General features: G+C 71.4%; 14 protein-coding genes. 5 read left to right on the forward strand and 9 right to left on the reverse strand.

Annotated elements, in window-relative coordinates:
* The first annotated feature begins 413 nt into the window (after positions 1-413).
* The 3 genes from CP981_RS31870 (at position 414) to CP981_RS31880 (ending at position 2,065) form a co-directional block, all read left to right on the forward strand.
* Positions 414-836: a hypothetical protein gene (locus CP981_RS31870; protein ID WP_244329876.1), complete on the forward strand. Its 423-nt coding sequence runs from the start codon at positions 414-416 to the stop codon at positions 834-836.
* 160 nt (positions 837-996) lie between these two features.
* Positions 997-1,491: a lamin tail domain-containing protein gene (locus CP981_RS31875; protein ID WP_085922633.1), complete on the forward strand. Its 495-nt coding sequence runs from the start codon at positions 997-999 to the stop codon at positions 1,489-1,491.
* A gap of 160 nt (positions 1,492-1,651) precedes the next feature.
* The gene (locus tag CP981_RS31880) at positions 1,652-2,065 is read left to right on the forward strand and encodes a nuclear transport factor 2 family protein (protein WP_085922632.1); all 414 of its coding nucleotides are present in this window, start codon (positions 1,652-1,654) and stop codon (positions 2,063-2,065) included.
* Between the two features lie 21 nt (positions 2,066-2,086).
* On the opposite strand, the gene CP981_RS31885 is transcribed toward CP981_RS31880, so the two are convergent.
* Positions 2,087-2,902, reverse strand: coding sequence for a helix-turn-helix domain-containing protein (locus CP981_RS31885; RefSeq protein ID WP_085922631.1), 816 nt, complete (start codon positions 2,900-2,902; stop codon positions 2,087-2,089).
* Between the two features lie 274 nt (positions 2,903-3,176).
* On the opposite strand from CP981_RS31885, the gene CP981_RS31890 reads away from it, so the two are divergent.
* Positions 3,177-3,488: a 4a-hydroxytetrahydrobiopterin dehydratase gene (locus tag CP981_RS31890; protein WP_085922630.1), complete on the forward strand. Its 312-nt coding sequence runs from the start codon at positions 3,177-3,179 to the stop codon at positions 3,486-3,488.
* 12 nt (positions 3,489-3,500) lie between these two features.
* Here the strand turns inward: CP981_RS31890 and CP981_RS31895 are convergent, their stop codons facing one another.
* The 3 genes from CP981_RS31895 to CP981_RS31905 form a co-directional block, all read right to left on the reverse strand.
* Positions 3,501-4,445 carry a YihY/virulence factor BrkB family protein gene (locus tag CP981_RS31895; RefSeq protein ID WP_085922629.1) on the reverse strand — a complete coding sequence of 315 codons (945 nt, stop codon included), beginning with the start codon at positions 4,443-4,445 and terminating at the stop codon, positions 3,501-3,503.
* Between the two features lie 86 nt (positions 4,446-4,531).
* Entirely contained in the window at positions 4,532-5,911 is a 1,380-nt protein-coding gene (locus tag CP981_RS31900) for a cryptochrome/photolyase family protein (RefSeq protein WP_085922628.1), read from the reverse strand.
* Between the two features lie 77 nt (positions 5,912-5,988).
* Positions 5,989-7,011: a DUF1266 domain-containing protein gene (locus tag CP981_RS31905; protein ID WP_085922627.1), complete on the reverse strand. Its 1,023-nt coding sequence runs from the start codon at positions 7,009-7,011 to the stop codon at positions 5,989-5,991.
* A 114-nt stretch (positions 7,012-7,125) separates the two neighbouring features.
* Between CP981_RS31905 and CP981_RS31910 the strand changes: the two genes are divergently transcribed.
* A complete protein-coding gene (locus CP981_RS31910; RefSeq protein WP_085922626.1) occupies positions 7,126-8,025 on the forward strand; it encodes a class I SAM-dependent methyltransferase in 900 nt (299 codons plus the stop codon).
* 138 nt (positions 8,026-8,163) lie between these two features.
* Here the strand turns inward: CP981_RS31910 and CP981_RS31915 are convergent, their stop codons facing one another.
* From CP981_RS31915 to CP981_RS31935, 5 genes are all read right to left on the reverse strand, one after another.
* On the reverse strand, positions 8,164-8,955 hold the full coding sequence (locus tag CP981_RS31915; protein WP_085922625.1) for a VOC family protein: 792 nt from the start codon (positions 8,953-8,955) through the stop codon (positions 8,164-8,166).
* Between the two features lie 202 nt (positions 8,956-9,157).
* Positions 9,158-9,991: an aldo/keto reductase gene (locus CP981_RS31920; RefSeq protein WP_085922624.1), complete on the reverse strand. Its 834-nt coding sequence runs from the start codon at positions 9,989-9,991 to the stop codon at positions 9,158-9,160.
* A 41-nt stretch (positions 9,992-10,032) separates the two neighbouring features.
* On the reverse strand, positions 10,033-11,103 hold the full coding sequence (locus CP981_RS31925; RefSeq protein ID WP_085922623.1) for a hypothetical protein: 1,071 nt from the start codon (positions 11,101-11,103) through the stop codon (positions 10,033-10,035).
* Positions 11,104-11,208: 105 nt separating this feature from the next.
* A complete protein-coding gene (locus CP981_RS31930) occupies positions 11,209-13,035 on the reverse strand; it encodes an AMP-dependent synthetase/ligase (RefSeq protein ID WP_244329877.1) in 1,827 nt (608 codons plus the stop codon).
* Positions 13,036-13,289: 254 nt separating this feature from the next.
* Positions 13,290-14,153 carry a LysR family transcriptional regulator gene (locus CP981_RS31935; RefSeq protein ID WP_085922622.1) on the reverse strand — a complete coding sequence of 288 codons (864 nt, stop codon included), beginning with the start codon at positions 14,151-14,153 and terminating at the stop codon, positions 13,290-13,292.
* Between the last annotated feature and the right edge of the window lie 135 nt (positions 14,154-14,288).

Here is a 14,288-nt window from a genome sequence, read left to right on the forward strand (position 1 = left end):
CCACCACCAGCGAGGCGACGGGACGGCAGGCGAGCAGCGGTAACAGGGAGAGACAGCGCCCTCACCGACCGCCTGACGGGCCTCCCCGACCCCGCCCCCGACGGTCCCCGGAACGGCGGCCCCTCGACCTCGGACCGGATCCTGCGGCTACCGCAGCTATGCACTCTGACCTGCACGGATACCGGCCGGTCCGGCCGCGCCCAACACCGCTGGCGCCCGCAGTCGGCAGCGTGCGCACTGGATCCCGCACGACCTCATCAAAGACGACCCGCCCATACTGACCCCTGATGCATGAGGAGATCTGACCAAGCGCAGATGGGGGTTGCATGAGTACCGGGTCCGACTACCCAGCCTTAATGACGGCGAGACGTGCGACGGTGTGGCTTCGTCGAGTGGCGGTGCACCTTGGTGCGATGCATCTGAGCGGCGCCCTGTTGGTGCTCACCTTCCTGGTGACGCCGGGGTGGGTGGATGCCTACGGGGCGGCGCCGGCCGACGATCCCACGGCGGATCTGCCGCCGGTCATGATTCTGCTGGGTGCCCTGTTCGGGTGTGTGACCTTCCATGTGGTGGTGCAGATCCCGGCAGGGCTGCTGGGGAGTTGGCTCGGGAGGAGAGGCGGAGTGCTTGTGAGCTATGCGGTCGCAGTGGCGGCGGCCGCCGCACTCACGCTCGTCTTCTTGTGGGGAGTCGTGGGAGTGGCCGACGCCGCCGAACTCACCGCCTTGTGGCTCGACTACATGGCGCGCGCCGCAGTGGCCCTGGCCGGGTATGTCGGGCTGACGTCCGCCCTTCGGCCCCGGCCTGCGCGCCCGTTTCCCGGTGTTGAGGGCTGACGCTTCCTGTCGGTTCGGGCCCCGCCGTCCAGGTCGGGGCGGGGCCTGAATGATCGCTTCCGGTCGCGTTCGATCGATGTTGTTCAGCGTGCAACCATCGCATCCCTTCGCAAGTCCTCCACATGCAACACGAGTTCATCAGACTGTGGAGGGATCTCTCTTGCGTAAGCGTCCTGCTGTCGCCGCTGCCGCCGCCCTGGCCGGCGCGCTGTCCTTTCTTGCCGCCGCGCCGGCTCAAGCCGCTGAGTACCACTCGGCGTTGAAGATCCGGGGGGTCCAGTACGACGCGCCCGGTCGGGACTCCAACAGATGCTCCTCGGGCAACACGCACCAGGAGTACCTGACGATCAAGAACTACTCGTCGGCGACCATCAACCTCAAGGGGTACGTCGTCAAGGACGCCACCGGAAACCGCTTCACCTTCACCGCCGGCCACTACCTTCAGCCCGGGGACTACGTGAAGCTCCGGGGCGGCCACGGCACCGATTCCGACCGGTACAACGTGGTCTACCGCGACAACTGCAACTTCCTGTGGAACAACGACCGCGACACGATCTACCTGTACAAGCCCTCCGGCAGCCGCTCGGATGTCCACTCCTACACGAAGAGCGGATCCGACTCCGACGGCGACGGCTACATCCGCTATCACCGCTGAGCGCTCATTACCTCGCAGGTAATCGACCCTCACCCCCGCCACCCGGCAAGGTGAAGGCATCGGTTCACGGGCCGGCGCACTCCGGCCCGTGAAGCGGTGTCAGGCCACGATGCCGTTCAGGCAGCAGGCGGTATGTACTGCGAGGAGTGGGGAGTTCGGTATGACGCAGCATCAGGAGCGGGTTGTGCAGCAGGCGTCCGTTGTGGGGGACCAGTATGCGGCGGCTGTTGTGCGGTACTTCGAGGCGTGGAATGCGCGGGAGGAGGGGGCGCTGGGCAAGGCCGTCGAGGCGGCGTTCGGTGCGGAGGTGACGTATACCGATCCGCTGGCCGATGTTGCGGGGCAGGACGGGCTGGCGGCCGTGATCGGCGGGGCCCATGCGCAGTTCCCCGGTTATGAGTTCCGGCAGGTGGGCGAGGTGGACGGGCACCACGACATCGCGCGGTTCGGGTGGGAGCTGGTCAGCGTGGCGGACGGGGCGGCGCCGGTGGCCGGGTTCGATGTGGTGCGGCTGGGGGAGGACGGGCGGATCCGGTCCGTCCTCGGGTTCCTGGACCGGGTGCCGGCCGTGTGAGTCTGTTGGTGGCGCCGGCCCCTATAGCTCCGCTTCCCGCAGAAAGGCCGCTGTCTCCGGATCGGCCGGCAGGAGGGTTTCCACGGCCAGTTCGGAGACCGTCACATCCATGGGGGTGTTGAAGGTGGCGATGGTGGAGACGAAGGACAGCACGGTGTGCTCGTGCTCGATCAGCATGGGGAGGGCGAAGGGGGCGTGTGCGCCGACGGTGGCCGATTCGCGGCCGCCGGGTGGCAGGGGGTAGGCGCTCACCTCGTCGTAGAGCGCACGCAGGGGAGCGGAGCGCAGCAGGGCCAACTGCCGCTCCATCTGGGAGAGCAGATGGCCGCGCCACTCCCGGAAGTTGCGGATGCGCGGGGCCAGGCCCTCGGGGTGCAGGGTGATCCGCATGGCGTTCAGCGGCGGCTCCAGCAGCGCCGGAGCGATGCCCGCCAGCAGCATGGTGATCCCGCGGTTCGCCGCCTGGACCTGGTAGGTCCCGTCGACGACCAGCGCGGGAAACGGCTCGTAGCCGGTCAGCAGCCGTTCCATGCCGGCGCGCAGGGCGGTCATCGACGGGTCGTCCAGCGGGGTCTCCGGGAAGGTCGGGGCGTAGCCCGCCGCGATCAGCAGGGCGTTGCGCTCCCGTACGGGGACGTCGAGATGTTCGGCGAGCCGGAGCACCATCTCCTGGCTGGGGCGGGAGCGGCCGGTCTCGATGAAGCTGATGTGGCGGGCGGAGGAGTCGGCGCGCAGCGCCAGTTCCAGCTGGCTGATCCGGCGCCGGTCGCGCCATTCGCGCAACAGCGCGCCCACACCCGTGGTCGTCTCCGGCGACGACGCCGCAGCAGTTGTCATGGGAGGGACGGTAGCCGAGGGGTGGGAGGCGGTGCGGCGGCTGCCCCCTACGGGAGGGTGGGGATCCAAGGGCGGCGGACACCATCCTTATGGCGGCGGGCCCCACCCCTACGGGAGAGGTGCCTGCCGCGCCGCCGATACGGGCGAAAGAAGCCCCGGCGTGACACGCTGGGAGCGGCGCGGTCGCCGCGGCAGCGGGGGGCTGCCCGGACCGCGCGACGTATCGGAAGCCGGCTCCTCGGCGGCCGGCCCACACAGTGAGAGGTGAGCAGTGATGAATGCTCAGGTGGAACCGCTCAGTGACAAGGAGATCGAGGAGCGTCTCGCGGAGCTGCCCGGGTGGTCCGTGGAGGGGGACTCGCTGCGCCGTCACTACCTCTTCCACGGGCATGTCCCGGCCGTCGCCATGGTGGTCCATATCGCGCAGATCCAGGAGGAGTTGGGGCATCATGCCGATCTCACCCTGGGCTACAACCGGGTCGGCATCGCGGTGAACACCCACAGCATCGGCGGCCGGGTCACCCACCTCGACTTCGGTCTCGCCCGCCGTATCGAGGACATCGCGCCGGGCCACGGGGTGCGCTGACCCCGTAGCCGCTCAGCTGCCGCTGCGGGGCCGCACCACCCGCCCCGCGCGGGCCAGCTCCACATTGAACTGGGCGCCGGACAGCAGCGACAGATGGGAGAACCACAGCCAGATCAGGAACACCACCGGCCCGGCGAGCGAGCCGTAGAGCCGGTTGAAGGTGCCGACGTACGAGGCATAGAGGGCGAATCCGGCGGAGGAGATCAGCCAGAGCAGGACGGCGACCACACCGCCGGGGGCCGCCCGGCGCACCCCGCGGGAACTGGGCGGCCCGGAACGGAACAGCACCATCGCCAGCACCGTGGCCAGAAGCAGCAGCAGCGGCCACTTCAGCAGGTTCCAGGTCGCCTCGCCCGCCTCGCCGAACCCCAGGGCCCGGCCCAGCGCGGTCGCGATCGGGCCGCTCACCAGCAGCGCCACCGCACTGCTGATCAGCAGCGCCATCAGCAGCAGCGCCGTGAACAGGATGCGCGGCGCCTTGCGCCACGGCGGCCGGTCGTCCTTCGTGCGGTGCATGGCGTGCAGTGCGCGGCGGAACACCGCCAGATAGCTGCACGACGACCACAGCGCACTGATCAGGGCGCCGCCCAGCACCACCCACGCCGCGGTCTGCTGGTGCGCCATCCCGACCAGCGCCCGGTGAACGGTCGGGCCCGACTCGGCCGGGGCGATCGAACTGATCTGGTTGATGAGCTGTTCGGTGGCCGGCGGATCGGCGAGACCGATCAGCGACACCGTGACGATCAGCGACGGCAGCAGCGCCAGCACCGAGTAGTACGTCAGGCTGGCGGCCCAGTCCGTCACATCGTCGTGCCACACGGACAGTGGCGTACGGCGCAGCGCGGTACGGACCTGGGCCCAGGTCGGCAGCGTGGCCGGCTTCCTCGGCCCCGCCGCCCCGAGTGCCCGGTCCAGCTGTGTCGGGTCCAGCCCGCGGCGCATACCGCTCCCGCCCATGTCGTATCCGTCCTTTCCGTCAGTCCGCCCTGCATCATCTCCCGTACCGGACGCCGCCCACGACACACGGCCGGCCGGTGCCCCGTTCAGTCCAGCCCGCGGGCCCGCTTGAACCGCACCAGCCCGTCCGCCAGGTCCAGCACCGGATCCGGGTAGTCGTACGCCGCCCGCTCGGGCCCGGACAGCGTCCAGGGCCGGTGCACCGCCGCGCCCGCGAGGCCCGCGAGCTCCGGCACCCAGCGCCGTACATAGTCGCCCCGGGGATCGAACCGACGGGCCTGGACGAGCGGATTCAGCACCCGGTTGGGCCGGGTATCGGTTCCGGTGCCGGCCACCCACTGCCAGTTGAGCTGGTTGTTCGCCATATCGCCGTCCACCAGCAGATCCAGGAAGTGCCGGGCGCCCACCCGCCAGTCCACATACAGCGTCTTGGTCAGAAAGCTCGCCACCAGCATCCGGGCCCGGTTGTGCAGCCACCCCTCGTGCAGCAGCTGCCGCATCCCCGCGTCGACCACGGGATAGCCGGTACGGCCCTCTTTCCACGCCGTCACCTCGGCGCGGTCGAACCGCCAGCGGTCCCCCCTCGCGCGGTAGTCGGCGCGCGCCGCGTCGGGACGGGCCGCCAGCACCTGATGGTGGAAGTCCCGCCAGGCCAGCTGCCGTACGAATGCCTCGGCACCGGCGTCGCTCCGGCCGGCCGCCTTGTGCACCAGCTCCACCGGCGACAGGCACCCGAAGTGCAGATACGGCGACAGCCGCGAGGTGGCATCGCCCGGCAGATCGTCCTGCCGGTCCTGGTAGTCGGCCATACCCGACCGCTGCCAGGCCCCGAACCGCCGGCGCCCCGCCCGTTCGCCACCCTCCGGCAGCGCGGGCGACGGCGTGCCGTCCGGGCACAGCACCCGCGCGGACGGCAGCTCCTCGGACCGCACATCGGCGGGGACCCGTACGGAGCGGGGCGCGGGCAGCACCGACCGCCGCCCCGCCGCCTGCCAGCGCCGGAAGTACGGGGTGAAGACCGCGAAATGGTCCTTGCCCGGCCCGGAGGGCAGCACCGCGCCGGGCGGCAGCGCCGTGATCACCGCGTCATGGACCACCAGGGCCCGCCCGGCCGACGCCAGCTCCGCCCGCAACCGCCGCTCCCTGCGCAGCGCATAGCCGCTCACCCCGGCCGCGAGATGCACCTCCCCGGCCCCGGCCTCCGCCGCCACCCGGCAGGTCTCGGTGACCACGTCCCCCGTACGGATGACCAGCCGACCGCCCCGTTCGCGCAGCCCCGCATCGAGATCCGCCAGCGCATCGGCGAGAAAGGCCGCCCGGTTGGGCACCACGAACCCGGCGTCGGCGATGCCCGTGTCGACGACGAACAGCGGTACCACCTGGCGCGCGGCGCGCAGCGCGGCATGCAGCACCGGCTGATCGTGCAGCCGCAGGTCGGAGCTGAACAGGCAGATCGCTACGTCCATGCCCTACGTCTACACCGAACGGCACCGCGCGGGGTGGCGTTCGAGGGCGCCCGCCCGTCAGCCGGGCGCCCCTCCCGTCAGGAGAAGGGCAGCCCGCGCCACGGCGAGGACGGGTCCTGGGTGAGCACGCGGTGCAGATGCACCGCCTCCGCGTACTGCGGCCCGAACCAGCCGTTGTCGAACGCCAGCATCCGGCCCAGGGCATAGCCCGCGGCGAACTCCTCCCACGAGCCGTACACCTCCCGGGCCCGCGCGGCGACCTGCTGCACGGCCTGTTCAGCCTGGGGCGGCGCGCACAGCCGGGCGCTCAGGCCCCAGCGGACGAGATTGACGGCATGCGCATGGTCCAGCGCCACCAGGGACACCACCCGGCCGTCGGCCGGCAGCAGCCCGTCCGCGCGGAAGCGCTCCTCGTACCGGGTCACGAGCTCCGGGACGGCCGGCGATTCCGCCGCGTCCCGGGCCCGTGCCCGCAGCGCCGTCTCGGTCTCCGCCGGTACGAACTGCCCGCCCAGCAGCTGGTCCAGCCGCTGCTGCCAGGTGGCGGGATCGGTCACCGACCACTGGTCGCGCAGGGTCTGGGCGTCCGCGGCGTGGTCGAGGAAGGCCGTTCCGAGTTCGTTCCACGGCACGCTGTGGTGCACCGCGATCGGCGCACCGCACGCCAGCCCCTGCGCGACGGGGCCGTGCAGCGCACTCCCGTAGTGCGTGACGAGCAGCCCGCCGGGCCGCACCCCGACCTGGGCACGGACCCGCAGCCAGCCGGCGCGGTGGCCGGGGGACGCGGCGAGATACGCGGCGCACGGCGTCCCGGGGTTCACCGCGAGCCGCCATTTGTCGTTCGGCCAGTCCTGCGCCAGTTCCTCGACCGAGACCCGGTCGAAGAACTGCTGCGGCTGCCACGGCGGGAGCATGCCGCGGGTCAGGACGGGAATGCATTTCGCACCCGCCGCCGGGTCGTCGTAGACGGGCAGCGGGTCCTGACCCTGCTGGGGTACCGCCAGATACAGATCCTCACCGGCGATCGCCGCGACCTGACCGTCCCAGTCCCCACGCGCCGTTGCTTCGCACAGCCGCCGCTCGGTATCCGTCGGCGGCATCCATCCCGGAGTAGCCACAGGCCAAGACCCTACGATCACCCCTGCTCCCGGGGGAACGTGGGGCCGCCGGCCCGCAGGATTGCACGCGCACCACCCGTCACGGAGGCTCGACGTATGAGCGACCACGACCGTCCCGGACCCGGGCACCACCACCGGCACGACAGCGTCCACCCCGACTGGGAGATGCTCGGCCCGGACCTCGAACGGGGCGCCGAGCTGTACACGCCGCTCTACGAACAGGCCGCGTCCTGGCTGCGCGAGGCCGCCCCCGGCGCCGCCCCCGGCGGAGTGCGCAGGGTGCTCGACATCGGCAGCGGTCCGGGCGTCGTCAGCTGTCTGCTGGCCCGCGCCTTCCCCGATGCCGAGGTGGTGGCGGTGGACGCCACCGGGGCACTCCTGGAGCGGGCCCGCGACCGGGCCGCGCGCCTCGGCCTCGCCGACCGGGTCCACACCCAGCTCGCCGAGGTCCCGGACGGACTCGACGCCCTCGGCGGCGCCGACCTCATCTGGTCGAGCAAGGCCCTGCACCACGTCGGTGACCAGCGTGCCGCGGTCGCCGCCCTGGCCGGTCATCTGCGGCCCGGCGGACTGCTCGCCCTCGCCGAGGGTGGCCTCACCCCGCGCTTTCTGCCGCGCGACCTCGGCATCGGCCGCCCGGGGCTCCAGTCCCGGCTCGACGCGGCCGGTGAGGAGTGGTTCAGCGAGATGCGGGCGGCGCTGCCGGACACCGTCGACGAGACCGAGGACTGGCCCGCCTTCCTCGCCGACGCCGGTCTGCGCGCGCCGGGTACCCGCAGCTTCCTGCTCGATCTGCCGGCCCCGCTGTCCGCCGACGCCCGCGCCTACCTCGTGACCACCCTGAGCCGTGCGCGCGAGATGTACGGCGACCGCCTCGACGAGGACGACCGCACCGCCCTGGCCCGCCTCACCGACCCCGAGGACGCCGCCGGGATCACCCGCCGCCCCGATGCCTTCTTCCTGTCGGCGCAGACCGTCCACACGGCGCGGGCGTAGCGGGGCCGGGGCCGGTTCGGGCGGCCAGGGCCGGAAAAGGCCCTGGCCCACCACCCGGCAACCGCCGCGCCCGCGCGCCTGCTTGCCGTCCGAAGCGGCCGTCCGACTCGGATCAGCCCTGATTCACCGGCTCTCGGATCAGCCCTGATTCATCGGCTTGGGAGTGATGACGGCGAACGTCGCGCCCTGCGGGTCGCTCACCACGGCCATCCGGCCGGCGATCATGTCGAAGGGACGCTGTAGCGCCGCGCCGCCGGCCGCGGTCACCTTCTCGACCGTCGCGTCGGCATCCGCCACCGAGAAGTACGCCAGCCAGTGCGAGGGGGTGTCGGCCGGCATCTGCTCGGACATCGGCTGCATCCCGCCCACCGGACGGTCGTTCACCTGGAGGGAGTAGTAGTTGTCGGCGCCTTCCATGGGGGCGCTCTCGATGCCGAGGGCCGACTTGTAGAACGCGGCGGCGGCGGACGGGTCGGTGGTGTTGAGCTCGTTCCAGATCAGCGCGCCGTGCTCGTTGACGATGCCGGCGCCGGGGAAGTCCCTGGGCTGCCAGATGCCGAACACCGCTCCCGTGGGGTCGGCCGCGATACACATCCGGCCGAGCGTCATCACGTCCATGACCGGCATCAGGACCGTGCCGTCGGCCCCCCGGACCGCTTCGGAGGTGGCGTCCGCGTCGGCGGCCGCCAGGTAGGTGGTCCACACGGTCGGCGGTGCGGGCTGGCCGCCCATCTCGACCGCGGCCATGATTCCGGCGACCGGCTTGCCGTTGAGCTCACAGACCGCATAGCCACCGGTCTCCGGGGGCCCGATCTCTCCGGTCCACCCGAAGACCTGGGCGTAGAAGTCGATGGCCGCTTGCTGGTCAGGGGCCGCGAGGTCGATCCAGCAGGGCGTCCCGGGCTGGTAGGGAGCTGTGACTTCAGGCATCAAGGCCTCCTCGATGGGGCACCTCCCGCCGTTCAGGCATACGGGAGGAGCAGAACGCGGAGGGGTCGCGGCCCCGGTCGGCAGGCCTCGGGAGCCACCCCACACTCACCCTCCACAGTCACCGCCGTCCGCCGAGCCCGCCACTCGGGTACGACTCGGCGCCGCCCGGAACAGCCGGGCGGCGCCGAATACGGGCGGCGGATCAGACCACGTCGAAGGCGGCCGGGTCCGGGCCGAGGCGGGTGCCGGTGTCCAGGCCGGCGAGCGCGGTGAGGTCCGCGTCGTCCAGCTCGAAGTCGAAGATGTCGATGTTCTCGGCGATGCGCGAGGGGGTGACGGACTTCGGGATGGCGACATTGCCGAGCTGGACGTGCCAGCGCAGCACGACCTGGGCCGGGCTCTTGCCGTGCTTGGCGGCGAGCTTCACGAGCGTCGGGTCCTCCAGGAGGCCCCTGCCCTGGCCGATCGGCGACCAGGCCTCGGTGACGATGTTGTGGCGGGCGTGGAAGGCACGGGAGGCGGCCTGCGGGAACTGCGGGTGCAGCTCGATCTGGTTGACGGCCGGGACGATGGAGGTCTCGCCCATCAGCCGCTCCAGATGCTCCGGCAGGAAGTTGGAGACACCGATGGCCTTGGCGCGGCCGTCCGCGTAGATCTCCTCAAGTGCCCGGTACGTCTCGATGTACGTGTCCCGGGCCGGGAGCGGCCAGTGGATCAGATACAGGTCCACGTACTCCAGGCCGAGCTTGGCGAGGGAGGTGTCGAACGCGCGCAGCGTCGCGTCGTGGCCCTGGTCGGCATTCCAGAGCTTGGTCGTGACGAAGAGCTCGTCACGGGCGACGCCGGAGGCGGCGAGCGCCCTGCCGGTGCCCTCTTCGTTGCCGTAGATCATCGCGGTGTCGATGCTGCGGTACCCGGCGTCCAGGGCCTGGCCGACGGCGGTGGCCGCCTGTTCGTCCTCGACCTGCCAGACGCCGTAGCCGAGCTGCGGCATCGCGACGCCGTTGTTGAGCTTGATGGACGGAACCTTGCTCACGAGGGGATCGATCCTTACGTCGGCTTTCTTGTTCAGGGATGTCAACGATCATCCGCCGACACGCATTCCCGTGCAGCGGGACGGGATGCCCGAAACGCGGAGTGTTCCCGGGCACGCGCCGCGGGCGGGGCCGGGGGACCGCCCCCGGACGCGGGTGTGGAGCGGGTCGCGGCGGTGAGTTCGCAGAGCGCGAACGACCCGGCGCACAGCACCACCAGTCCGGCGCACAGCTCCAGGGCGCCGACCAGGCCCGGGAGCCCCTCGGGGACCGCGGCGGCGCCGGGGGAGAGGCCGTCGGTCACCGCCTGCCCGAGCCACAGACAGCCGCCGCAGGCGAACGCCGCGGCACTGCCGCACCAGGCCAGGAACAGCGGCGTACGCACCCGGAGCCCGGGCAGCGGGCCCGGCAGTACCAGGAGCAGCAGCCCGGCCGCGCCCGCGAGCGAGAGCAGGCCGGCGGCCCATTCCGACGCGGAGCTGATGACCGTACGGGAGGCCGCATCGGCCGCCGGGACACCCAGCGTCGAGCCCGCGCCCCACAGCACGTGCACGGTGCCCAGCGCCGCGAGCAGCACCGCGGCGGGCACCACGAAGATCCGCTGTAGCGCCCGGGTGCCGGTGTCCGGCAGCGCGCGCAGCGGACGGCGCAGCAGGCCGCCCCAGCGCTGATGTGCGTACAACACGAAGGCGCCGAGCAGGGTGACGGCCTCGACGGCGAAGCCGCCGTAGACCACGCCGAAGACCCACGGGGCGAGGAAGTTGCCGGTGGACAGCGGGTTGGCGGCGCCGGTGACCAGGGCGGTCGCGCTGCCGCCGGCGAGCCCCGTCATCAGTGGAATGAGCAGTCCGGACGCCATCCACAGCGGGAAGGCCAGCAGCCAGGCCGGGGCACGGAGACCGGCCGGGCGGGTGAGGGTGTGGGCCACCACGGCGGCGACGGCGTCCAGGAGGAAGGTGACGACATTGGCCGACACCCAGGCGGCGCGGCCGATGCGGTGGGTGTCCAGGACGCCGGGGTCGAAGCCCAGCACCCACAGCAGCTTGAGTGCGAGGTACGGGACGCAGGCGACGACCGCGATCCGGCCGAGGAGCGTGAGACGGCGGTTATCCATGGCAGGAGCCTCGCGGCCGGCGGTCCGGGCAGCGTCCGTCCGGCGGACGATCCCGCTCCGCCGGACGGGGGAGCGCCGCGGTGCCGGCCGGCGCCCCCGCTCCCGTCACGTCTGGTACAGCGCGTCCACCTCGACCGTGTAGGCCGTCTCGATCGCCTTGCGCTTGAGCTTCAACGACGGGGTCAGCAGCCCGTGTTCCTCGCTGAACTGGTTGGCCAGTATCCGGAACGTACGGATCGACTCGGCCTGGGAGACCAGGGTGTTGGCGGCGACCACGGCGCGCCGGATCTCGGTCTCCAGGTCCGGGTCGCGCACCAGGTCGGTGGGCGGCATCTCCGGCTTGTCGCGCATGGCCAGCCAGTGGGTGACGGCCTCCGGGTCCAGGGTCACCAGGGCGGCGATGAACGGCCGGTCGTTGCCGACCACGATGCACTGGGCGACCAGCGGATGCGCCCGCACCCGCTCCTCCAGGCCCACCGGCGAGACCGTCTTGCCGCCGGAGGTCACCAGGACCTCTTTCTTGCGGCCGGTGATCGTCAGATAGCCGTCCTCGTCCAGTGCGCCCAGGTCACCGGTGGAGAACCAGCCGTCGTGCAGCACGGCATCGGTCGCCTTGGGGTCGTTGTGGTAGCCGTGGAAGACCTGCCCGCCGTACAGCCAGATCTCACCGTCCTCCGCGATGTGCACGGTGGTGCCCGGGACGGGGGTGCCGACGGTGCCGAAGCGGGTCCGCTCGGGCGGGTTGGCGGTGGCGGCCGCGGTGCTCTCCGTCAGGCCGTAGCCCTCGAAGATCCGCACCCCGGCGCCGGCGAAGAACAGCCCGAGCCGGCGTTCCATCGCCGACCCGCCCGACATCGCATGCCGCACCCGGCCGCCCATCGCCGCCCGGACCTTGCTGTAGACGACCTTGTCGAAGAACTGATGCTGCATCCGCAGCGATGCACTGGGGCCGGAGCCGGTCCCGAAGGCCTTGTGCTCCTGCGCCTCGGCATAACGGACCGCGATCTCGACGGCCTTGTCGAACGGTCCCACCTTGCCGTCCGCCTCCGCCCGGCGCCGGGCCGCGGCGAAGACCTTCTCGAAGATGTACGGCACCGCCAGGATGAAGGTGGGCTGGAACGTCTGGAGGTCGGGCAGGAGCGCACGGGCCGCCAGCTCCGGCTGGTGGGCCAGCTTGACCCGGCCACGGATCGCGGCGACCTGGACCATCCGCCCGAAGACATGCGCCAGCGGAAGGAACAGCAGCGTGGCCGCCTCGTCGCCCGGCTTGGAGTGGAAGACCGTCTCGTAGCGCAGCACGATGTTGTCGGACTCGGCCATGAAGTTGGCGTGCGTGATCAGACAGCCCTTGGGGCGGCCGGTGGTGCCCGAGGTATAGATGATCGTCGCCGTGGCGTCCGGAGTGACGGCCATCCGGTGGCGGTGGACGACATCGTCCTCGATATGCGCACCGGCCGCGGTCAGTTCGGCCACCGGGTCGGCGTCCAGCTGCCACAGCTTGCGCAGCTGCGGAAGCCGGTCGACGACCGAGCCGATGGTCATCGCATGGTCCTCGTGCTCGACCAGACAGGCCGAGACGCCCGCGTTGTGCAGCATCCAGAAGACCTGCTCCGCCGACGAGGTCGGATACAGCGGTACGGACTGGACGCCGATGGACCACAGCGCGAAGTCGAACAGGGTCCATTCGTAGCGCGTACGCGACATGATGCCGACGCGGTCGCCGAACCGGATGCCCTGGGCCAGCAGTCCCTTGGCGAGGGCGAGCACTTCGTCCCGGAACTCTCCGGAGGTGACGTTCTGCCAGTTCCCCGCGTCGTCCTTACGCGCCAGGGCGACGCGATCGGGATCGGATTCGGCATGCTCGTAGACAGCGTCCGCCAGCCCGCCGACCCGGGGCGCGGTCGCCAGAGGCGGGACGGTGAACTCGCGCAATGACCCAGCTCCTCGTGGTGTTGCTCACAAGGCCGCGACCGTACCCCACCGTGACGGCATCCGGCAGAGCCGTACCACGTCGCGAACGCGGACGCCCAGGAAATGACCAACTGGAGAAATCGGGTTACTCCGGAGAAGCCGGGACACCGTTCGGCTGGTTCAACGCCGGACGATCACGGCGCCGGGACCATATCTGCACCAAATCTCTGCACGTGACAGCGGATCGGTCGACCTGTCCGGTACGCCGTCGCGGATCAGGGGAGCTGGAGGCGGTCGCCGCCCGCGAGGATCGCGTCGGCCAGTGCCTCCGCCGGGCCCCGCGCCGCGCGGTCGCGCTGTCCGTACACAAGAACGAAATCCACGCCGCCCAGTTCCGGAAGTCCGGCACGTGGCTGAATCTTGACCAGGCCTGGCGGGATCATGCCTCTCGTATGTGCCATTACGCCCAGGCCTGCCCTGGTTGCGGCAATCAGTCCGTTCAGACTTCCGCTGGTGCACGCGATGCGCCACTCCCGGCCCGCCCGCTCCAGCGCCTCCAGCGCGCGGGCACGGGTCAGTGCGGGCGGCGGGTAGACGACCAGCGGGACCGGCCGCTGCGGATCGAGGCGCAGCCGCTCGGCCCCCACCCACACCAGCCGGTCGCGCCAGACCAGCCGTCCGTGCGCGTCCTCTGGACGCCGCTTGGCGAGCACCAGATCCAGCCGGCCGGCCGCCAGTAGCTCGTGCAGGGTCCCCGACAGCTCGACGGTCAGCTCCAGATCGACCTCGGGGTGCTCCCGCCGGAACTCTTCGAGGACCTCCGGCATCCGGGTCAGCACGAAGTCCTCCGAGGCGCCGAAGCGGAGCCTGCCGCGCAGCCGGGTGCCCGCGAAGAAGCTCGCGGCGCGCTCGTTCGCCTCCAGGATCGTGCGGGCGAAGCCGAGCATCGCCTCGCCGTCCTCGGTCAGCTCCACGGCATGGGTGTCACGGGCGAACAGCCGGCGCCCGGCGGCCTCCTCCAGCTTCCGTACGTGCTGGCTCACCGTCGACTGCCGCAGCCCGAGCCGGTGTGCGGCCTGGGTGAAGCTCAGTGTCTGCGCCACGGCGAGAAAGGTGCGCAACTGGGCGGGTTCGAACACGGCTCTCCGTTCCTGGCCGGCCCCTGGGGCTGCGGCCCCTGCGGCGCTTATCGCAGACCGGCATCACAGTGACCACGGTAAGCGGGGTTCCCGATGGCCGCAGCTCACGGCACCCTGGAGGGGCCCGCACCGGCC

The sequence above is a fragment of the Streptomyces platensis genome, from assembly GCF_008704855.1.
Classification (GTDB): Bacteria; Actinomycetota; Actinomycetes; order Streptomycetales; family Streptomycetaceae; genus Streptomyces; species Streptomyces platensis.